This window comes from Croceivirga sp. JEA036 (assembly GCF_011882165.1).
Classification (GTDB): Bacteria; Bacteroidota; Bacteroidia; order Flavobacteriales; family Flavobacteriaceae; genus Croceivirga.
Genome location: NZ_JAATON010000005.1, coordinates 209,276 through 228,960, shown reverse-complemented (window position 1 = coordinate 228,960; position 19,685 = coordinate 209,276). Strand labels below are relative to the sequence as shown.

The 19,685-nt window shown below is 36.1% G+C and carries 23 protein-coding genes; 14 read left to right on the top strand and 9 right to left on the bottom strand.

Translation table 11 applies throughout. The features are described 5' to 3' along the window. Positions 1-6 precede the first annotated feature (6 nt). The 3 genes from HCO57_RS14045 to HCO57_RS14035 form a co-directional block, all read right to left on the bottom strand. Entirely contained in the window at positions 7-660 is a 654-nt protein-coding gene (locus HCO57_RS14045) for a DUF2461 domain-containing protein (protein WP_167989537.1), read from the bottom strand. Positions 661-672: 12 nt separating this feature from the next. Continuing rightward, positions 673-1,473, bottom strand: coding sequence for a TIGR00266 family protein (locus HCO57_RS14040; protein ID WP_167989536.1), 801 nt, complete (start codon positions 1,471-1,473; stop codon positions 673-675). A gap of 82 nt (positions 1,474-1,555) precedes the next feature. Beyond that, positions 1,556-2,011: a DUF4442 domain-containing protein gene (locus HCO57_RS14035; protein WP_167989535.1), complete on the bottom strand. Its 456-nt coding sequence runs from the start codon at positions 2,009-2,011 to the stop codon at positions 1,556-1,558. A 167-nt stretch (positions 2,012-2,178) separates the two neighbouring features. Between HCO57_RS14035 and HCO57_RS14030 the strand changes: the two genes are divergently transcribed. The 6 genes from HCO57_RS14030 (at position 2,179) to HCO57_RS14005 (ending at position 6,862) form a co-directional block, all read left to right on the top strand. Then, a complete protein-coding gene (locus HCO57_RS14030; RefSeq protein WP_167989534.1) occupies positions 2,179-2,655 on the top strand; it encodes a DUF4870 domain-containing protein in 477 nt (158 codons plus the stop codon). Further along, positions 2,655-3,164, top strand: a complete 510-nt coding sequence (locus tag HCO57_RS14025) for a nuclear transport factor 2 family protein (RefSeq protein ID WP_167989533.1) — start codon at positions 2,655-2,657, stop codon at positions 3,162-3,164. Before HCO57_RS14030 ends, HCO57_RS14025 begins: the two co-directional genes overlap by 1 nt. A 188-nt stretch (positions 3,165-3,352) precedes the next feature. Further along, positions 3,353-3,682: a PadR family transcriptional regulator gene (locus tag HCO57_RS14020; protein WP_010519797.1), complete on the top strand. Its 330-nt coding sequence runs from the start codon at positions 3,353-3,355 to the stop codon at positions 3,680-3,682. Between the two features lie 14 nt (positions 3,683-3,696). Continuing rightward, positions 3,697-5,469, top strand: a complete 1,773-nt coding sequence (locus tag HCO57_RS14015; RefSeq protein ID WP_167989532.1) for a PspC domain-containing protein — start codon at positions 3,697-3,699, stop codon at positions 5,467-5,469. A gap of 93 nt (positions 5,470-5,562) precedes the next feature. Further along, positions 5,563-6,285 (top strand): head GIN domain-containing protein, encoded by a 723-nt coding sequence (locus HCO57_RS14010; RefSeq protein ID WP_167989531.1) that lies wholly within the window; start codon positions 5,563-5,565, stop codon positions 6,283-6,285. A gap of 130 nt (positions 6,286-6,415) precedes the next feature. After that, positions 6,416-6,862, top strand: coding sequence for a hypothetical protein (locus HCO57_RS14005; RefSeq protein ID WP_136951030.1), 447 nt, complete (start codon positions 6,416-6,418; stop codon positions 6,860-6,862). Positions 6,863-6,935: 73 nt separating this feature from the next. Here HCO57_RS14005 and trxB read toward each other — a convergent pair whose 3' ends face one another. From trxB to HCO57_RS13990, 3 genes are all read right to left on the bottom strand, one after another. Then, positions 6,936-7,904, bottom strand: coding sequence for a thioredoxin-disulfide reductase (gene trxB / locus HCO57_RS14000; RefSeq protein WP_136951029.1), 969 nt, complete (start codon positions 7,902-7,904; stop codon positions 6,936-6,938). Between the two features lie 118 nt (positions 7,905-8,022). Further along, a complete protein-coding gene (locus tag HCO57_RS13995; protein ID WP_167989530.1) occupies positions 8,023-11,745 on the bottom strand; it encodes a ShlB/FhaC/HecB family hemolysin secretion/activation protein in 3,723 nt (1,240 codons plus the stop codon). Between the two features lie 51 nt (positions 11,746-11,796). Continuing rightward, on the bottom strand, positions 11,797-11,961 hold the full coding sequence (locus tag HCO57_RS13990; protein WP_167989529.1) for a hypothetical protein: 165 nt from the start codon (positions 11,959-11,961) through the stop codon (positions 11,797-11,799). Positions 11,962-12,141: 180 nt separating this feature from the next. Here HCO57_RS13990 and HCO57_RS13985 point away from each other — a divergent pair, with 180 nt between their 5' ends. The 8 genes from HCO57_RS13985 to HCO57_RS13950 all read left to right on the top strand — a co-directional run bounded on the left by HCO57_RS13985 (position 12,142) and on the right by HCO57_RS13950 (position 16,132). Beyond that, a complete protein-coding gene (locus HCO57_RS13985) occupies positions 12,142-12,471 on the top strand; it encodes a YtxH domain-containing protein (RefSeq protein ID WP_167989528.1) in 330 nt (109 codons plus the stop codon). Then, positions 12,471-12,824: a hypothetical protein gene (locus tag HCO57_RS13980; protein ID WP_167989527.1), complete on the top strand. Its 354-nt coding sequence runs from the start codon at positions 12,471-12,473 to the stop codon at positions 12,822-12,824. Before HCO57_RS13985 ends, HCO57_RS13980 begins: the two co-directional genes overlap by 1 nt. Continuing rightward, complete coding sequence (locus tag HCO57_RS13975) at positions 12,817-13,023, top strand: hypothetical protein (RefSeq protein WP_136951025.1); 207 nt, start codon at positions 12,817-12,819, stop codon at positions 13,021-13,023. The genes HCO57_RS13980 and HCO57_RS13975 overlap by 8 nt, the downstream gene beginning before the upstream one ends. A 62-nt stretch (positions 13,024-13,085) precedes the next feature. Beyond that, complete coding sequence (locus HCO57_RS13970; RefSeq protein WP_136951024.1) at positions 13,086-13,979, top strand: mechanosensitive ion channel family protein; 894 nt, start codon at positions 13,086-13,088, stop codon at positions 13,977-13,979. 138 nt (positions 13,980-14,117) lie between these two features. Further along, positions 14,118-14,810: an SOS response-associated peptidase gene (locus HCO57_RS13965; RefSeq protein WP_167989526.1), complete on the top strand. Its 693-nt coding sequence runs from the start codon at positions 14,118-14,120 to the stop codon at positions 14,808-14,810. Positions 14,811-15,015: 205 nt separating this feature from the next. Further along, complete coding sequence (locus HCO57_RS13960) at positions 15,016-15,177, top strand: DUF1328 family protein (RefSeq protein WP_080319291.1); 162 nt, start codon at positions 15,016-15,018, stop codon at positions 15,175-15,177. A gap of 47 nt (positions 15,178-15,224) precedes the next feature. Then, positions 15,225-15,437 (top strand): hypothetical protein, encoded by a 213-nt coding sequence (locus HCO57_RS13955; RefSeq protein WP_136951022.1) that lies wholly within the window; start codon positions 15,225-15,227, stop codon positions 15,435-15,437. Positions 15,438-15,508: 71 nt separating this feature from the next. Beyond that, complete coding sequence (locus tag HCO57_RS13950; protein ID WP_245167602.1) at positions 15,509-16,132, top strand: hypothetical protein; 624 nt, start codon at positions 15,509-15,511, stop codon at positions 16,130-16,132. 5 nt (positions 16,133-16,137) lie between these two features. On the opposite strand, the gene HCO57_RS13945 is transcribed toward HCO57_RS13950, so the two are convergent. The 3 genes from HCO57_RS13945 to HCO57_RS13935 form a co-directional block, all read right to left on the bottom strand. Continuing rightward, positions 16,138-17,667, bottom strand: coding sequence for a GH3 auxin-responsive promoter family protein (locus tag HCO57_RS13945; RefSeq protein ID WP_167989525.1), 1,530 nt, complete (start codon positions 17,665-17,667; stop codon positions 16,138-16,140). A 63-nt stretch (positions 17,668-17,730) separates the two neighbouring features. Further along, positions 17,731-18,294, bottom strand: coding sequence for a type 1 glutamine amidotransferase domain-containing protein (locus HCO57_RS13940; protein ID WP_136951019.1), 564 nt, complete (start codon positions 18,292-18,294; stop codon positions 17,731-17,733). 118 nt (positions 18,295-18,412) lie between these two features. Then, positions 18,413-19,684 (bottom strand): Nramp family divalent metal transporter, encoded by a 1,272-nt coding sequence (locus HCO57_RS13935; RefSeq protein WP_209066174.1) that lies wholly within the window; start codon positions 19,682-19,684, stop codon positions 18,413-18,415. Between the last annotated feature and the right edge of the window lies 1 nt (position 19,685).

Sequence of the window (19,685 nt, the reverse complement as noted above, 5' to 3'; positions counted from 1 at the left end):
TTACAATTATAAAGAAGCAGCTTTATTTAAATATCTTCTGAACGGCAACATTTCCTTATAAACCGTAATACAATGTGCTTTAAAATCTGCCGAAACTACAAGGTCCCTAGAAATTAGATGCACCACTGCAAACGTTTTGTGCTGTAGTAAATCTATATGCGGATGCCCCATAGTATATCCTTTGGGTGCTTTTTTCAACTTTTCATCCTCGTACAGGCTACCAAAGGTTTTTTTAAAGGAAGGTGTACTAATAATTTCTTGTAACACCTCTCCATCATAATCTATTCCATCCCTTATACTTTTTAAGATTTTTGGTGCCGGTCGCCAAAAGCCACCGGCTAGCATACAATTTTTTAGTCCGACTTCTATATAAAAATCGGCAGACTCTGGAGCTTTGTCCAATCCTGCGCCAAAATGGTCTTTATAAATAGGTTTAGTAGGATGAAACATGAGGTTATTGTTGATACGATTTATCCCCCGTTTTCCAGGAGTATCATAGTAATCCTCATCTAACTGATTTAAAGTCTGATTTAAATCATCTAACCAAACAATAAAATCAGAACGGAGGGATTGATACCATTTACGATTGGCATCCATCCACTCCGTATTATTATTTTGTTGTAATTCTTCTAAAAAGTTGAAAAGCTGAGTAAAATTCATGTACCAAAGGTACTAAAACCCGTTATCGCCATCTAGCAAATCTCCAAGACCACCCAATATACTACCTTCACCTTTAGATTTACCCCCAGCTTTAGGTGCGGCTGCCCAAACCCTACCTGCTAATCTACTAAAAGGTAAAGACTGTATGTACACCGTACCGGGCCCACGCAAAGTTGCAAAGAATAACCCCTCGCCACCAAAAACGGTGTTTTTAATACCGCCTACAAATTCAATATCGTAATCTACGGATTGTGAAAAGCCTACAATACACCCCGTATCTACCTTTAATACTTCACCAGGAGCCAGCTCTTTTTTAGCCATAGTACCGCCAGCGTGTACAAAGGCCATACCGTCTCCTTCTAATTTTTGCATTATAAATCCTTCGCCACCAAATAAACCTCTACCCAAGCGTTTAGAAAATTCTATACCTACGGTAACCCCTTTGGCGGCACATAAAAACGCATCTTTTTGGCAAATAAACTTGCCCCCTTTTTCTGACAAGTCTATAGGTAATATTTTACCGGGATACGGAGAAGCAAAACTAACTTGCTTTTTACCATGTTCTACATTTAAAAAAGCGGTCATAAATAGACTTTCGCCCGTTAAAATTCGCTTACCTGCAGAAAAGATTTTACCCAATACGCCCGATTCTTGGTTAGAACCATCTCCAAAAATGGTATCCATTTTTATCCCAGAATCCATCATCATAAAACTGCCGGCCTCTGCCACAACAGCCTCTTGCGGGTCTAGTTCTATTTCTACATATTGCATTTCTTCCCCGTAAATCTTGTAGTCTATTTCGTGTGCATTCATAACTTGATTGATGATTTTAATTTACCTATTGGTATTCTAAATTTATCAATTGTTACAAATCATACGTAAACAAGAATGCGAATTAACTTTTTAACCGAACCGTCCATTCAAAATTGAACGTACTAACTACAACTCCATCTTGATTAACCCCAACTGATTTCATCCAGAATTTTTGGCCTTCACCTGTTGCTATAGTCTTTTCAATAGCTTCTGCTATTAAATGACCATCCTCACAAGTAAAAGTAATTTTACCTGTGGCCTTTTTAGAAAAGTTGGCATTATTATTTTGCACCAACATAGATATACGCTTACCACTTTCTTTAATTTGATCTATAACCATTGCTCCGGTACTTAGTTCCGCAGCCATACCTTGTACGGCCCAAAACATACTTTTAAACGGATTTTGGTTTACCCATCTATGGGTAACGGTGGTAACTGCCTTGTTTTCATCAATATAGCGTAAGCGTACGCCGCTCCACCATGCAGAAGGCAGTTTAAAAAAGCAGAAAGTGTTGAATTTACTGGGGGTTGCAGCCATTTTTTTAGTTTTAGTTGCGCTAAAAATAGGGAAAAAATTGAAAGTTTAAAATGTTAACTAATTGTTAATATTTAGTACTTTGTTTTGCATAGTACCATCTTTAGGATATATATTTGCATCGTAAGCTAATAGGTAAAACTGTTTACAATCATCAAAAAACGAGCAAAATGGACACTACATTAACCAAACACGAACGCAATTTATCGGCTGTAATACATGCCGCTACTTTGTCTAGATATTTTATTCCTTTAGGCAATATTGTATTGCCTTTAGTATTATGGTTGGCCAACCGTAATGAACTTAAATTTGTAGACTACAACGGCAAACAAGCTCTAAATTTTCAGATAAGTTTAATCTTATATAGTGCGCTAGCAGGGTTGTTAACTATACCTTTCTTTATTGGTAGTTTTTCTGATATTTTTCACAACAGTGTTTGGCAAGACATTAACCAATGGGATACAATTAATTTTCATTGGGAAAGCAGTAGTTTTCCGTTTAATCGGTTTTTCTGGCCTGTAGGTATTGCTGGTTTTGTACACATGATTCTAAGCCTTATAAATCTTATCTATACCATCATTGCTACCCTTAGAACCAATGAGGGTACGTATTTTGAATACCCTATCACCATTAAATTTATAAAGTAATGCAAAATGTACTATCGTTAAGTTTGCTATTGCTATTACTTAATGTGCACACATCATGGTGTCAACTCAACAAAACAGACGAGCTGTATAAGTTATTGGCAAAGAAGGACAGCTTACTGTTTGATGCTGCCTTTAAAACCTGCAACACAGATTATCTTGACCAGCTCTTTACAGAAGATTTTGAGTTTTATCATGATAAGGGAGGCTTTACAGAAGGTAAAGAAGCATTTTTAAGACCAATGCAAGAGGCGTGCAACAGAAGAGGTTCAAGGGCATTGCCCCCAGCTAAGCGCCATTTGGTTACAGATAGTTTTAAAGTTTATCCTTTATATAAAAAAGAGGTTTTGTATGGAGCTATACAACATGGGGTACATAGTTTTAGCTCTTTAGACCAAAACCAAACGTATAAAAAGGGAGACATTGCCAAATTTACCCATATATGGATTATAGAAAATGGCGAATGGAAACTAAAAAGAGAGTTAAGTTATGACCATCAATTACAGCAATAAAAACACTCAGAAATAGGAGTTTATTCATCAATCAATCATCAAAAAACAACAACATCAATCAATCAAAAAGCGGTTTCTAGGCGCTCCCCTCATCATGGAGTGCCGAAAGGAAACCAAATTGTAAAGCAAAAAAACGAACAGTTAATCAAATCCCGGACCCAGTCCGGAAAATTAAGAACCATGAAGTTATGAATATAGAAAACACAAAAGCACAAATGCGCAAAGGGGTTCTGGAGTATTGTATCTTATCTATTTTAAAAGATGAGGACAAGTATGCTTCTGAGATTTTAGGAGCCCTAAAAGACGCTAAGATGCTTGTGGTAGAAGGCACTATATATCCCCTACTGACGCGTTTAAAAAATGCGGGACTATTAAATTACCGGTGGGAAGAGTCTACCTCTGGCCCGCCTAGAAAATACTACGCCCTAACAGAAACAGGTCAATTATTCTTAAAAGAATTAAATGGCACTTGGGACGAGTTAAGAAATGCAGTAAACCTGGTAACCAACAACAATTAAGACATCAACAAAAAATGAACAAGACAGTAAACATAAATTTGGCAAATACCTTCTTTCATATAGATGAAGAGGCGTATACTAAGCTAAGGCGCTACCTAGAAGCTATTAAAAGGTCTTTTGCAGGCACTGCAGGTAGCGAAGAAATAATCATGGATATAGAGGCCAGGATTGCTGAGCTTTTTTCAGAAAAAATGGAGCATGACCGTCAGGTTATCACGCAAAAAGAGGTAGACCACGTAATCAACATCATGGGGCAACCAGAAGATTATATGGTAGACGAAGATATTTTTGAAGACACACCCAAAACCCATACAGAAAAACCAAGAAAAGGTAAAAAACTGTATAGAGATATTGACCAAAAATACATTAGTGGCGTATGTGCTGGTTTAGAACATTATTTAGGGGTGGATAGCCTTTGGATACGTTTGGCATTTATATTCTTAGCACTAGTTACCTCTGGATTCTGGATTCTTATTTACATTATTCTTTGGATTTTAGTGCCAGAAGCTGCATCTACAAGTCAAAAACTAGACATGCGGGGAGAGCCCGTCAACATCAGCAATATAGAACGCAAAGTAAAAGAGGGGTTTGTTGATGTTGCAGACAAAGTTAAAAGCGTAGACTACCAAAAGGTAGGAAACCAAGTAAAGAGCAGCTCCAAAACTTTTTTTGATACGATTGCAGATATTTTTATGTTCATCTTTAAAATATTTGGCAAGTTCATAGGCATACTCATGATAATTACTGGGGCAGCTGCCTTAATAGGTCTTTTTATTAGTATGTTTACCATAGGTATTATAAAATCAGTTAATATACCCGGTGTGGATTTTTACAATATGGTAAATACTACAGGCACACCAATTTGGTTGGTTTCTTTACTTGTATTTTTTGCCATTGGTATTCCTTTCTTCTTTTTGCTGTATTTAGGATTAAAAATATTAGTTTCTAATCTTAAATCTATTGGTAATGTAGCTAAATATACCTTATTTGGGGTTTGGCTTATTGCCACAGCTTGCCTAGTGTATTTAGGTATTAAACAATCTATGGCATATGCCTATACTGGTACAACTACAGAAACTCGCGTATTGCCCATAAACAAGTCTAATGATACCCTTTACATTAGTACGCGTAGTGCTCAAGATTTAGATTTTGAAAATAGCATGCGTTATGAAGGATTAGAGCTGGTTTTCTCTGATGATGGCGAACCCATTATTTATTCTAAAAACATACGTTTAGATGTAAAAAAAGCTACGGACACGCTGACTCAAATAAAAATTAAAAGAGATGCGGATGGTAGCTCTTTTGAGGAAGCTAGAGCAAGAGCAGAAAAAATTGCGTTTGATTATCAATTAGACAAAAATCAATTCATTATAAATGATTATTTAACAACACCTAAAGAAGCAAAAATGCGAAATCAAGAGGTACGGGCAGAGTTGTTTGTTCCTGTTGGTACCGTAGTAATTTTTGCGGAAAACGTAGACAGGCACATTGGGTGGAGTACTAAAAATAACAAAGATTTTTACCGTAGTGAAATAGTTGATTACCATTGGGTCATGGGCAATGATGGCATCTTAGAGTGTCTAAATTGCCCAGAAGACCCTGAAACAGACGAACAGGGTAAGATAAACATAAGTGAATCTGGCATTGATATTAACGTGGGAGACGAAAACGGGCATGTAAAAATTGGAGAAAACGGGATAGATATAGACGTAAAAGATGGAAGCGAATCTGTTATCCTTAAAATAGATGAAAACGGGGTACAATTAAAAGCCAAGGACAACAACTAACAACTGACCCTTTAAAAACGACAATTCAGTAAATAATATGCTAATAATTAAGCAATAAAAAGGAAATTTAATCGATCTAAAAAACAAACAATCATGACAACATTAGTAAGAATCATAATCACAGCCCTATTGGCCATATTTGCCAGCTCTTGCGCCTTTGATGTTAACTTTGGAGATGGCACCAAAGGTAACGGACAAATAGTAGAAGAAACCCGTTCCGTTACTGGAGATTTTACCGTTATTCATGCTTCTGAAGGTATGGATGTCTTTGTAGCCCAAGGGAATTCTTATGAAATACGTGTTGAAGCAGACGAAAATATAATTGGATTAATTGGTACTGATATTGAAGGTGATAAACTTAAAATCCATGCTATAGAAAACATTGGTAGAGCCACTAAAAAAGTTTACGTTACACTCCCAGAAGTTACTGTACTATCTACCTCTAGTGGCGCCGATTTAATATCAGAAAACAGTATTACTGCAGAACATGTGAGTTTAAATGCTAGCAGCGGGTCAGATATTGAGGTGGACTTAATTGCTCGTGGTATTGAAGCGGATTGTAGTAGTGGCGCAGATATTACCATTACAGGTAGTACAGATAAATTAGTAGCTAGTGCTAGTAGCGGTTCTGATATTAAGGCGAGAAGCTTACGAACTAGAGAATGTAATGCAAATGCCAGTAGTGGTGCAGATATTTCTGTTAACGTTACAGAAATGCTTGTAGCAGATGCTAGTAGTGGTGCGGATATTTCTTACGCTGGTGACCCTACGGTGAAAACTAATAAATCAGTTTCAGGGTCTATAAGAAGAGATTAAAAATTAATAAATACAATTTTAAAGCCATCACATAATTAGTAATGTGATGGCTTTTTTGCTTTTATTATATTAAAAGTTAAATTTTTATCGTAATTTATTATCATTATTTTATTAAACTAAACTCAGGGATATGAAAAGTTTACTCGCATTTATTTTGCTTTTTGTGGGTGCAAGCGCGACCCAACCGACCCCTGACCAACCCGTGAGCGAAAAATCCATCCAAGGCACATGGGAACTGGAGAGCTTTTACAACTATGATGATGGAATTAATGTGACGGATACCATAATTAAAGCCAATGGGTACAGACAAATTAAGATGTACTTTAATGGCTACATTATGTGGAGCAGATTTGTACCCGAAGAACCGAATGGCAGGTTTGGGTATGGCACCTATAAGATAACAGACAACAAGCTTATAGAAACCATTGAATATGGAGATGCCCAAATGATGAAATCTCTAGATACCATGAGGGTATTTACCTTTGAACTTAAATTGAAGGATAAGGTTTACAGCCAGATAAATTTAGATGAAGAAGGCCAACGTACCTTTTCCGAAAATTATCGAAAAATAGATTAGACCATCTGCGGCTAGAAAAAAAAAGCCACATGAAATATTCATGTGGCTTTTTTAGTTTCTTAATATATGTAAATTATGCTTCCATGATTTCTTTAGATTCCACAGCCGCCAAATAACGCTCTGCATCCAAGGCTGCCATACAACCTGTACCTGCTGCCGTTATCGCCTGTCTGTAAACTTTATCTTGAGCATCACCACTTGCAAAAACGCCTGGTTTGTTTGTTTTTGTAGAACCCGGTTGCGTTACTATGTAGCCTGTTTCATCCATGGTTAACTGTCCTTTAAAAATATCTGTATTAGGCTTATGCCCAATGGCTATAAAAAGACCTGTAATTGCTATTTCTTCCTTTTCTCCTGTTTGGTTATTCACCATACGTAAACCTTCTACAACTTGGTCTCCTAAAACCTCATCTACTTCTGTATTATACCGAACTTCTATATTTTCTAAGCTGTTTACACGGTGTTGCATAGCTTTAGAGGCTCTCATGTGGTCTTTACGCACTAACATAGTTACTTTTTTACAAATGTTAGCAAGATAAGAAGCCTCTTCTGCCGCCGTGTCACCTGCACCTACAATGGCAACATCTTGACCTTTGTAGAAGAATCCATCACAAACCGCGCAGGCAGATACTCCGCCACCGCGTAATTTTTGTTCACTTGGCAACCCAAGATATTTTGCAGAAGCTCCCGTGCTGATAATTACGGTCTCTGCCTCTATTTGTGTACTATCGTCTACCGTTACTTTATGAATGCCGCCAACTTCGTCACTAAATTCTACTGCAGTAATCATCCCAATACGTACTTCTGTACCAAAACGCTCCGCTTGTTGCTGTAGTTGCATCATCATAGTAGGACCATCTATACCTTCTGGATAACCTGGAAAATTATCTACTTCTGTGGTAGTTGTTAACTGCCCTCCAGGTTCCATACCTGTGTACATAACTGGTTTTAGGTCTGCTCTAGCAGCATAAATTGCTGCAGTATAGCCCGCAGGACCAGAACCAATAATCAACGTTTTTATCCTTTCAATACCTTGAGTCATCTCTTTCTAAACTTTTAGCTTTGGTACTACAAAAGTAGCAGTTTTATGTATAACCTTACAGCTTACTTATTAACCAAAGTTTGTAAATAAGTTGTATTTAGTAGCATGGCCCTTTGCATTAGAAATCGTATCCAAACCCAACTTGGATGAGGTTGTTTTCTTTAGAATTGAAATAACCAATGTTAAAATTAAAAGCTTTTAAGGTACTAATCCATAAACCACCTCCTTGGCTTGTATGCCATTCATTGCTTACCTGTTCTCTTTCCCAAACGCGACCATAATCAAAACCACCATATAAACCGAAAGTAACTGGAGTTACTGGTGTAACCGTGTGCCCTAAACGCAATTTTAAGTCGGTAGATTGATAAAAATAAGAGTGCCCAGCAAAACGTTCATCGCGAAAACCACGCAAACCATTATTGCCACCTAAGGATTGCGCATGGTAAAAATAGTATGGGTTAGCTCCAATATTTGTACTTACCTCTGCTTCTGATGCTAAAACTAAATTTCCTGAATTTAATAACTTATGGGCAAAAGCAGTTTTAAAACTAGCATAACCAAACTTATTATCACTATTATCTAAATTCATTTTGTACCCTGCCCTTAAAGCAAATAAAATGGCTTTGGTAGGGAAATCATCTGCATTATCCCTATCGTATTGAGCAGAAACCTCTGCCCCAGCATAATTTTGTGCATCGAACAAGGCTGGATTTAAATTTGATGGGTTAAACAAGCGATTTTCGTTTTCACTTACTTCAAAAGATTCAAATAAAGCGTTAAATCGTAAATCATAATATGCTATACCAGCGCGGGCCTTTATTTGCCTAATCCTTGCTCGGTAATAATCTCTATCTAACGCATCTTCATTATTTATTGTTTCATTCCCTATTCCAAAGAAGTTTTTGGTGTATTTGTCACTAGTATAATACCCTTCTACTTCAAAATTCCATTTGGGAAATATATTGGCAAAAACACCTGTATATTGTAATTCTACCGCTTTAAACCCGAAATAATAATTGGCTAAAAAGCTATGTTTTTGTTTAAAATCGTCTGCATTAAGTCCTTGTTTAATGTAGGTATCACCCAAACCAACAAATAAACCATCATCTGTACGGAATCCTATTTTTGGAGCCACAATATTCATATTAGGTTTAAAATAGCGCCAATGATAGTTATTGGTGGTATATATATCACTCATCTGCTTGGCAGGTACTTTATCTTTAAATTCAGATTTTTCGTGGTCCCACTCATACAATTTTACTCGGTTTGTATTCTCAAAATCGTAGGCGTCTTCTCCATAGCCGCCGACAATGCGTAATTTAATTTTGTGGTCGCCATCACCCTTAATTTCAAACACATCATCGTCCCCTAAACCATAAATCCAAATTTCTTTAGTAACATCTTTAGTAAATGTTCTATCGTACATTACCTCATTTTGCTTATCACTAAAAATACGCTCTACAGTAACCCTGGTTTTACCATCTACTAAGCGCTCTATTTGGAATTTATCATCCTTTTCTGTACCTGTAACGGCAACAACTTTATTAAGGTATTTGGCATAATCTTCTGCTGCTTTTTGCAGCTGACCCCTCCTTAATTTTAATTGGGTTTTAATACGTTCTACAGTATTGTCTTGCACTTCTATTGGCAAGTTCGTGAATGCCTTATCTATAGTCGCATCTGATAAATTATCTATAATGTACTGGGCTTCTTCTTTCCAGATAGCAACATCGTACTCATTTAAAAGTGCTCTGTCTAATTTATTACCACCAACATTTAACCATTTAACAGACTGAAAGTTAGCATCGTAAGATTGAAACCTTCTACTGTTTGGAGCAAACAATTTAATTAGTTTAAGTGCAAATCCATCAAATTTAGGAAATGCATTGTCCCTGTCTCTTGGTACTGGCATCAATTCTACCGTACCATCTTCTTTTTCATATTCTACCCAACGCCATTGGTCTTGGTGCCTATCCCAATCTCCAATCAACATATCAAATAACCGTGCTCTTATGTAATTGCGCTGGTCAATAGTATAATCCTCATCACTCGCAATAAGCTCTAGCATATCTGTAGTGCTCTCAAAATCCTTAATCCTACCTGCTTCTGTAATGGTTCTTCTATAACCCTTATAATGCAGTTGCTCGTCTGAGGGTCTACGTTCTATAAAATATAATTCGTCCCCAAAGGTCTCGTTATGTTCCTCTAAAATTTCTTGTTTGGGAATGTAATATAACTTAGTATCAGAATGGTTAATACCTACCTTTCTAGCCAAAGGGTTTATAGCCAATTGCATATAGGGATGTGCCGAAGTAAAAAAGTCTGTTACCACTTCCTCTGGAAAAGTATCTAAATAATCTTCTTCATTAAACGAAACACCTGGTAGTTGAAAACGCAAATATTTCATTGCACTTTTTTTAAGGCTACGCATATTGTATTGCTTACCGTCCTTATCTTCTAACCTAAGCGAAAAAGATTGGTGTCCTCCTCCCTCTTTTACCACAGATAAACCGCCATAAAGTGTATCTAAATAAGCTACAGGTGCTTTTACCTGCTCACCAAAATAGTTACGATAACGGTCTCCCCATAAAAATTTATATAGGCCTAGTTTTTTATATGCTTTTGGGTCTGTTAAAACAGAGGCCACTGCTATGCTTTTGTTCGTTTTTGCGTACGTCTTGGAACTGTCATAAGTAGGTAGGGCGCCTAATACTGCTAATGTTTTTTCTTTCTGATTTTCTTCTGGTGTAATAAAGGTAACCTTAGAACTCCCATCTTTAAAATATTCTAACTTGGCAAACCCATTAGTGCCGTGCGTATATTGTCCCTCAAACTCCAAGGTTCCACCAATGGCAGTAATTCTATCTTTGCCTCTATTTGTGCCTTGTACATCTGCTAGCGCACCACTAATTACCTGATGTATATTGCCCCCCGTTAAATATTGTAAGCTTTCTTCATGACCAGATACTATAGTAACCCGTTCCGCTGTTTGGGACAGCGCCGCTACTAAAATTCTTAGGTAGTTATATCTTCTACTGTTTAAATGGTCTGGGTCAAAAGCGCCCAGGTCTAACATGGCTTCTTTTAAAGAACCGTAAATAGGGAAAGGAGTTAAATGATCTTTTAAACTGGCATGGCCTGCATATTCCCCATTGCTAAATATGGGATGGTGCATGGCAATTACAATATTTTTTCCTTGTGCATCATTTAAATATCCTTCTAGCTCCTCCATAAATCGTCTACGGGTATCTATAATGTGGCATTTTTTGTTGATGTCTTTTTCTCTGGACCAGTTAGATATAAACCATTTAGAATCTACTACAATTAAATCTAACTGATCATTAATAACTTTATATTCTAGCGGACATGCATTTTTTGGGTAATATTCTATATTTTCTAATTCTTGGTCTTTAATATAGTTTTCTACGTCCTCTACTGTATTGGTATCATGCTGTTTCCAGGCATTGTTCCCTGGTATAAATAGTGTTTTTCCCCTGTATCCTTCTACCAAGGCCAACTGCTCTTTTAATACTTTTTTGTCTTTATCCCAATTGTCTTCTAAATTAGTGATGTTATCTCCTGTAAAAATCATCATACTATTTTCTGGAGCATCCTTTAATGTATTTCTTAAGGCATTTAAAGTTGTTTTATTGGGTTGTTGGGCGGCATTACCATAATTGCCTGCTAAATAAAAGGTATACACAGGTGTATCTTTTTTTAAGTTTTCAGCATTAGCCAGTTTAATTTCTTGAGGTTTATGTGTGGCACAACCTAGGGTGAGCATTGCACTTAAAACAAATAAATACTTGTGTTTTATAATTTTGATTTGTGAAGTTAGCATGTATTTTTATTTAGTTCTACTTGGATATTGGTTTGTATCTGGTGTGCTCAATTAGAAGGAAACACCACTAACTACAACTCCTAAAATAAGTAACACAAGCACACTCAGTATAAAAAAGAATGCTACTTTGGTTTTGGTGTTTTTTTGAAAGATATACTTTTTGCTATCCTTATGTTCTTCTTTAACGAACTCGGTTTTTTCTTCTCCTTGTTTCATATTTTTTGGTATTAGATTAATCACCGCAAGTTACCCGTATGCTGTCTCCTAGCGTATTGTTAATGCATTTATCCTTAACGCAATTGCATTTTGTAAAACCATCAAAGACTTTCGCTTTTGCATTAATCAAACCTTAATAACTGAAGTACTTTTGATTTGAATCATTAAAAAATTTATACTATGAGCGATAGCAGTAATACAATTTTAGGAATATTAGCTGGTACGGCTATAGGAGCTACATTAGGTATCTTATTTGCCCCAGATAAAGGTTCTTCTACAAGAAAAAAATTGGTGGAAGAAAGTAACCATGTGGTAGACAACGTAGCAAACAGCGCTACCCAATTAGGTAATCAGATTGCTAGCTCTTTCACTACTAAAAGAAATAGTTTGGAGCATGAAGTAGAGGCTCTGGTAAGCGATGCTAGTTATAAAGCAGACGACGTCATTTCTACCTTAGAAAGTAAGTTGAAAGATTTAAAAGCAAGAAATAAAAAATTACAAGCATCCTAATGGCGGCCGAAAAGAATATAAGCACTATAACAACTGAGTCATTAGACAACTCCCAAGAATTGCTACAAAATTCTTGGGAGTATTATAAATTGAAACTGTTTTACCATACTTCGGAAATCAGTATTTCTTTTATAAAATATTGTATGCTAGGCATATTTGCTATTATGGCTGCAGTGTTTTTGTCTATAGGACTCTCTATTTATATAGGCGAAGGCATTAACAGTAGTAGTTTAGGATACGCTATAGTTGGTGGTATCTACATATTACTGGGTTTAGCACTTATTCCTTTTAGAGGAATTATTGAAAAAGCGATTGTTAGAAAACTTTCTAAAACCTTATTAAGAGATGAGTAAAACCGATTTTAATTCGCTTGCAGAAATTCAACAAGAACTTAAAATTCTACGCCTTAGAAAGGAGATTAATGTAGAACTATTAAAGTCTAGCAAAGACGATATTGAACATTACTTTCAACCTATGACCTTAGCGCACAAAATTATTTCGCCAGTCAAAAAAATTGTCATTGCTTACTTACTAAAAAAAGTCTTTAAATAGATTTTTTAACTCCAAACAAACAAGGTGAATTTAAATTATTCACCAACACCATAAAAAAACAAATGGAAGACAAATTTAAAAAAGCCTTAGAAGGCATGTGGACAAAATTAGACGGTTGGTTAAACGCTTTTGTAGCGAACCTACCCAATCTTATTTTAGCCATTTTAGTATTTGTCCTTACCATCATACTTTCTAGATACATAAAAAAGCTTGCTTATAAGCTTACGAGTCGCAGTAGACTGCAAGAAAGTATGAAACAGTTGTTATCTCAGATAACGTCAGTGGCTGTTATTCTTATTGGACTCTTTCTTGTCTTAGGCATTCTAAACTTGGGCAAAGCTTTAAATACAGTACTTGCAGGAGCAGGTGTTGCTGGTTTGGCAGTTGGATTAGCGCTACAAGGAGCTTTAGCAAATACTTATTCTGGCATTTTACTTTCTTACGTAAAACAAATAAAATTTGGCGATTGGATTAAAACCAATGATTACGAAGGCGAGGTAGTAGACATCGATTTAAGAGTTATAACGCTTAAACAAGTAGATAATAATCTGGTATACATCCCTAACAAAATGGTAGTAGAAAATCCCATCAAAAATTACAGCACTACCTCCCAATCTAGGGTAATTTTAGAATGTGGTGTAGGATATGATTCCGATTTGGAATTAGTTCGAAAAATTGTTAAGCAAACTATAGTAGCCAATTTTGACGCAGTTACTTCAGACGAAGAAATTATTTTTCTTTATCGTGAATTTGGTAGTAGTTCTATCGACTTTGAAACCCGTTTCTGGATAAACTCTACTTCTGCCTTAGAAGTAGCTAAAGCTAAAACAGAAGCAATGATTAAAATAAAAGCGGCTTTTGATGCTGAAGGTATTGTAATCCCTTTCCCCATACGCACCCTTGATGTACCACAAGATTTGGTTGCACAACTAAAGGGTGAAACTACTACATCTTAATTTGTTGAAGCTTATCCTAATAATATTCCTCCCTAAAGCCAAAAAGCTAAACACTTAATTTTAAAAGGATTAGCATTAGAAGGAATTGAGACACTTTACTCCAACAGTTATTGCGAACTTGCATTAAAAGATTTAAACATGATATACAAACTTTCTAATGTAGCGGCAAAAGAAGAAATAGAAGAGGAGTTTGGTGTACCGTTTGAATATCCAGAACTATATAATCCTAGAATGATTATTAATGGGTTTAAGGAAGAAAATTTACCCATAATCACCTTAGCAGAACCTGAACAACTTCAATTTGCCATTTGGGGTCTTATGCCTAACGGATTCAAGGAAGACTGGATGTTTTTTCAAAAGCAAGCCAATACTTTAAACATTTCTAAAACAGAAGATAAATTTCCTTGGGCGGAACGCTCTCTGGAGAACGATAGATGCCTAATTACGGTTACTGGTTTCTACACGTATCTATTCAACAATGGAAAAATAGAACCGTTTCTTATCACTCTAAAGGACAATAAACCTTTCTTTATTGCTGGGGTTTATAGTAAATTAGAAGATGGATTTCTTACCTGTGCAGTAGTTACTACAGGTACATATAGCAATATTACAGACCACCAAGATATTAGCAATGTAGCACCATTAATTATTTCTAAAGAACAAGGTAATTCTTGGCTTAGAGATGATTTAGACCAAACCTCTGCAAAAGAACTGATGGGAACTATGTATGATTTAGAATTTAACATACATTCCGTACCCAAAAAACTTTTTGAAAAAGAACAGGCGGATAAGCTTCTGCGGAATAACCTGTATCCTTTTTCCTTAAACTAAGCGCACACATTTTAATAATTAACTCAAAACATCCGTCTTATTTAGACGGATGTTTTTTTTAACAGTATTTAAGACCATTAGTTTTAGTTACATGCTAATGAGTTAATTGTTAATTTCTTAGCATCAAAACAAGCCCCTAAGCAGCTGTATATTTGTAGTGTACTGATTAAGAGATAGTCAGACATCAACCTAAAAAAAGAAAACTATGTTACGTTGGACAGTCACATTTGTAATATTGGCTATAATAGCCGCAATTTTTGGATTCGGAGGAATAGCTGCAGGGGCAGCAAGTATTGCTAAAATATTATTCTTCATTTTTATTATTCTATTTATTATCTCATTGATAACTGGTAGAAAAAGAATCTAGAAGTTAATTGACCCTAAAAACTAAAGTTGAATCTAAAAAACAGAGAAATGATTACGAGAATCACTAAAAAAACAGCAGCGCTTTTTACCCTATTGTTTGTAATGGCGGTTATGTTCACTAGCTGTAGAGAAACTACAGAAGATAAAGCAGAGGACACCATGGAAGAAATTGAAGATGGTGTTGAAGAAGCAGGTGAAGAAGTAGAAGACGCTGCTAAAGACGTTAAAGAAGAATTTGATGGTGATACAGATGACCATTAAGATTAAAAAATTGCTATGAAATAAAAACCTGGTCTACAACCAGGTTTTTATTTTTTATGCCGTAACGGATTATGAAGAAATTACGTATTTACTTAGTACAACCCATTGTTTTACTCCTAGCAGTACTATTTGTATATTTTAATAGCATTACCCCTACTATGCATATACCAGAAACCATACAAAAAGAAGCTACAATTGCATTAGAACACTTTCCTAGTTTAAAAGATGTTCCTATTCATTTTAAATTCAAAAAGAATATTAAAAAGTCTGTAATGATGGCCCAGCCTACTTTCGGTAGCTTTTTTAGAAGTAAAAAGAAAAGAGGTTATGTTATTTTGATTAGCGAAAAGTTTAAAATCAATAATCAGGAGTTTAAAACCATATACGTACCAAAAGATGTACTTATAGGATGGTTAGGCCATGAACTAGGACACATTATGGATTACCAACAACTAAATAATTGGGAAATGCTCATATTTGGTATTAGGTATGTACTTTTTAAAGAACACATAAAGTCCGCAGAGCGTAATGCAGACCTATTTGCGGTAAAAAATGGAATGGCAGCCTATATTTTAAAAACGAAGCATTTTATATTAGATAATGCGGATATAGACCCTTTATACAAACAACGTATAAAGGAATTTTATCTATCTCCAGAAGAAATTAGGGAATTGGTTAAGGAAACTGGCGAGTAAATCATTTACTGATACTTATTTCTCTGTAAAAATTCTTCCCATTCTGCAAACTTCTCCTCTCCCATAACACGCTCCATTTTCACTTGCCCACCTTTCTTTTTGTTGGCTCCACTCCATTCCGTAAATGCTTCTTGCTTTACAAAATGTACTTTTACCCCTTCTAATGCTTTGGTTCTTGCTACCTTGTAATTCTTATTGGCTTCTTTTAGAAAATTATCTAACAATGCAGCAGTGTTTTCTACATCTTTATTCTCACTTGCTCCTAGATACCAAGTGTGGTAAAATCCATCGTCATAACGTTTAGCGCAGAGCGTATATTCTGGAATATGTAAGTTGAGCTGTTCTTCTAAATACCGAACAGCATCATTCATTTTATTTACAGATAATTGACTCCCAACGGTATTTAAGAAAAACTTGGTTCTGCCCGTTATCTTAATCTCTGCTCTAGCCACATCTGTAAATGCAATGGTGTCCCCAATAATATATCGCCAAGCCCCTGCAACGGTAGAGATTAGCAATACGTAATCCTCTTCTGTAGTAACCTCGTCTAAAGTTAAACTAGGAGCGTCTGCGACCAAAGAGCCATCTGGATTGATGTATTCTGGTTTAAAGGGTACAAACTCAAAATAAATACCATTATCTGTAACTAATTTCATTGCTGTAGTTTCTGGTCTATTTTGAAAAGCGATAAAACCCTCAGAAGCTAAATAAGTATCTATTATTTGTATTGGCTTACCTAATAATGCATTAAAACTCTTTTGGTAAGGGTCAAAAGCTACGCCACCAGAGGTGTATACCTGTAAATTGGGCCAAATCTCATGAATGTGTTCCACATTGTGATACTCAATTACTTTCTCTAACATTAGCTCCATCCAAGAAGGAATTCCACTTAGTGCACCAATGTCCCATTTTTTTGCTTCTCTAGCTATAGTTTCTACACGTGTATCCCAATCATCTATCTTAGCAATGTCTTCTCCCGGTTTGTAATACCCTTTAAACCAAAAAGGAATATTACTAGCACTTATACCACTTATTTCTCCCTCTAAATGGCCATCTCTCTTGTTTAAATCTGTAGAACTGCCAAGCATCATAATTTCTTTTTCAAAAAAATCTGGAGGTAAATCAAAATTATGCAATGCCAAAACCTGCTCTATTCCTGCTTTTCTTATACTTTTAATCATAGCATCCGTTACTGGTATGCGTTTGCTCTTTTTACCTGTTGTTCCAGAGCTCAAAGCAAAATAATCAGGATTCCCAGGCCAGGTAACATCTACTTTCCCATCTACCACATCTTGCCACCATTCTTGAGCCATTTTATTATAATCATGGTAGGGAACATTTTGAGCATAAGCAGCCTGAATATCTGGGGCAGCCAAGATTTTTCCAAACTCGTAATGCTGTCCAAACAATGTATTTTCTGCAGTCTTAAGCAAATTTGCCAATACTGCTTTTTGCTCGTCTACGGGTTTGTGGTCTTCTGTTAGCTTACCTGTGACATCTATAACCCCTTTAATAATGTTCCCTAATATTGCCATGCTTTTAACTTAAAAAAGGCAAGATGTATACCTTGCCTTTTGATTCAACATAAATTCTTTTTCTTAGGCGTTTACAACCTGACCTTCGTGCTTACCTTCTTTTAATTCCTCTATTACTTTAGAGATGAATTGCGGTAAATCGTCTGGGTTTCTACTGGTAGTCAATCCATCATCTACCACTACTGCTTCGTCTACCCATGTAGCTCCTGCATTAATTACATCGTCCTTAATGCTCTTGTAAGAAGTTACCTTTCTATTTTCTATCACTCCAGCACTAATTAACAACCAAGGTGCATGGCAAATAGCCGCTACTGGTTTGCTTAATTTAAAAAAGTCTTTGATAAATGACAATGCGTCTTCATTAGTACGCATACTATCTGGATTCGCTACCCCACCTGGCAATACCAAAGTATGGTAGTCTTCTGCTTTTACATCTTTAATTTGTTTATCTACTTTGATACTTTCTCCCCAATTGTCACCGTCCCAGCTTTTTATTTCACCTTCATGGTAAGAAATAATATCTACTTGTGCACCTTCTTCTTTTAGTGCGTTTAGGGGTTGAAATAATTCGGATTTTTCAAAACCGTGTGTAGCTAACATAGCTACCTTTTTATTTTCTAAACTCATATCTTGCTTTTTTTTGTTACTCAAAAGTACATAGCAACAGAAGAGTGTTTTTGTTCTATCCGTTAGAAGATTAACTGTTTACCGAAAGTGATAGAATTTAAGATGAAATGGTGTTTTGCTACCCTAAATAATTCCACAGGGCAATTACACCATTGTAAGATATTATACAAGCAAAAATAAACGCAGCCCCCATCACAAAATTCAGTGCCCAGTGCGGACGATGTTTTGCCATAACAGATGTAAAGTTCATCAAGTACAAAATACCAGCAACAACAAGTGGTAGCACAAATACATTAAACACTTGTGAAAGTATTTGCACTTCAATAGCATTTGCGCCAATTGCAGGCCCTATTAATGCAAATAAGCAAGCTATGGCTGTAATTGCTTTAAACTGCTTAGACTTGGTATCTAATTCTCCCGACTGGTAATCTGCTAAAAGAATAGGAGCTATTAATAAACAGGGAAAAATAGAAGATAACCCCGCACTTAAAGTACCAAAAAAGAATAAGGTTAGTGCAAATTTGCCTGCTACGGGTTCTAGTACTCCAACCATATCTAACACCGTCTTAACACCTCTGCCTTCATGAAAAAGGGCTCCACAAGCAACAGCCATGATTGCACCACTAATTGCAAATACCAAAATCGCAGCAATGATTGCGTCTTTTTTCTGTTGTGCTCCATTAGCTTCTATGGTCCAACCTTTTCCTTTCACAAATAGAGGTCTAGATAAAAAAGTAGCAGATGCCATAGTAGTACCTACAAAGGCAGCTACCATCATCTTACCCCCTTCTACTTGGGGTACTGAGGGGATTAATCCTTGTATGACCTCTGCAGGTAAGGGATGTACAAGAAATAATGAAAACAAAAATGAAAATCCCATGATGGTCACGAAAATGACCAATATTTTTTCAAAAAACGTGTACTTGCCTTTGAGTAATAGTAAGTACATGGTGATAATAATAATAGCGGCAATTATGAATACCATATTAACATCAGTTGATTTTATTGTAGGTATGTATATGGCAAGAATCTCTTGAACAATATTAGAACTAATACCCAATATTCCCATGAGTGAATTCCATTGCCCAAAAGAAATTCCCACTAGCACTAATAGTGCCATGAGTTTACCATACTTTAAATGCTTCCTAAACGCAAATAGGCCTGTCTCCCCTGTAACCAATGCATATTGGCCGTAAGCATAAATAAGCACCCCAGAAAACAAGCAACTAAGCACTAAAACCCAGAGCAACTGCATACCATAAGTACTGCCTGCAACAGTCATAGAAGTTACGCTACCAGTACCAATAGTATAGCCAATAGCAAAAATACCCGGCCCGAAACTTAAAATCAGGCCAAGTATCTTCTTAAAAATGGGTGATAGCGTGTTCAAT

What these genes read in the sequence shown, in the direction of transcription:
- HCO57_RS14045 (WP_167989537.1), bottom strand. Translation starts at nt 660, where the DNA reads ATGAATTTTACTCAGCTTTTCAACTTTTTAGAAGAATTACAACAAAAT.
- HCO57_RS14040 (WP_167989536.1), bottom strand. Translation starts at nt 1,473, where the DNA reads ATGAATGCACACGAAATAGACTACAAGATTTACGGGGAAGAAATGCAA.
- HCO57_RS14035 (WP_167989535.1), bottom strand. Translation starts at nt 2,011, where the DNA reads ATGGCTGCAACCCCCAGTAAATTCAACACTTTCTGCTTTTTTAAACTG.
- HCO57_RS14030 (WP_167989534.1), top strand. Translation starts at nt 2,179, where the DNA reads ATGGACACTACATTAACCAAACACGAACGCAATTTATCGGCTGTAATA.
- HCO57_RS14025 (WP_167989533.1), top strand. Translation starts at nt 2,655, where the DNA reads ATGCAAAATGTACTATCGTTAAGTTTGCTATTGCTATTACTTAATGTG.
- HCO57_RS14020 (WP_010519797.1), top strand. Translation starts at nt 3,353, where the DNA reads ATGAATATAGAAAACACAAAAGCACAAATGCGCAAAGGGGTTCTGGAG.
- HCO57_RS14015 (WP_167989532.1), top strand. Translation starts at nt 3,697, where the DNA reads ATGAACAAGACAGTAAACATAAATTTGGCAAATACCTTCTTTCATATA.
- HCO57_RS14010 (WP_167989531.1), top strand. Translation starts at nt 5,563, where the DNA reads ATGACAACATTAGTAAGAATCATAATCACAGCCCTATTGGCCATATTT.
- HCO57_RS14005 (WP_136951030.1), top strand. Translation starts at nt 6,416, where the DNA reads ATGAAAAGTTTACTCGCATTTATTTTGCTTTTTGTGGGTGCAAGCGCG.
- trxB (WP_136951029.1), bottom strand. Translation starts at nt 7,904, where the DNA reads ATGACTCAAGGTATTGAAAGGATAAAAACGTTGATTATTGGTTCTGGT.
- HCO57_RS13995 (WP_167989530.1), bottom strand. Translation starts at nt 11,745, where the DNA reads ATGCTAACTTCACAAATCAAAATTATAAAACACAAGTATTTATTTGTT.
- HCO57_RS13990 (WP_167989529.1), bottom strand. Translation starts at nt 11,961, where the DNA reads ATGAAACAAGGAGAAGAAAAAACCGAGTTCGTTAAAGAAGAACATAAG.
- HCO57_RS13985 (WP_167989528.1), top strand. Translation starts at nt 12,142, where the DNA reads ATGAGCGATAGCAGTAATACAATTTTAGGAATATTAGCTGGTACGGCT.
- HCO57_RS13980 (WP_167989527.1), top strand. Translation starts at nt 12,471, where the DNA reads ATGGCGGCCGAAAAGAATATAAGCACTATAACAACTGAGTCATTAGAC.
- HCO57_RS13975 (WP_136951025.1), top strand. Translation starts at nt 12,817, where the DNA reads ATGAGTAAAACCGATTTTAATTCGCTTGCAGAAATTCAACAAGAACTT.
- HCO57_RS13970 (WP_136951024.1), top strand. Translation starts at nt 13,086, where the DNA reads ATGGAAGACAAATTTAAAAAAGCCTTAGAAGGCATGTGGACAAAATTA.
- HCO57_RS13965 (WP_167989526.1), top strand. Translation starts at nt 14,118, where the DNA reads ATGATATACAAACTTTCTAATGTAGCGGCAAAAGAAGAAATAGAAGAG.
- HCO57_RS13960 (WP_080319291.1), top strand. Translation starts at nt 15,016, where the DNA reads ATGTTACGTTGGACAGTCACATTTGTAATATTGGCTATAATAGCCGCA.
- HCO57_RS13955 (WP_136951022.1), top strand. Translation starts at nt 15,225, where the DNA reads ATGATTACGAGAATCACTAAAAAAACAGCAGCGCTTTTTACCCTATTG.
- HCO57_RS13950 (WP_245167602.1), top strand. Translation starts at nt 15,509, where the DNA reads ATGAAGAAATTACGTATTTACTTAGTACAACCCATTGTTTTACTCCTA.
- HCO57_RS13945 (WP_167989525.1), bottom strand. Translation starts at nt 17,667, where the DNA reads ATGGCAATATTAGGGAACATTATTAAAGGGGTTATAGATGTCACAGGT.
- HCO57_RS13940 (WP_136951019.1), bottom strand. Translation starts at nt 18,294, where the DNA reads ATGAGTTTAGAAAATAAAAAGGTAGCTATGTTAGCTACACACGGTTTT.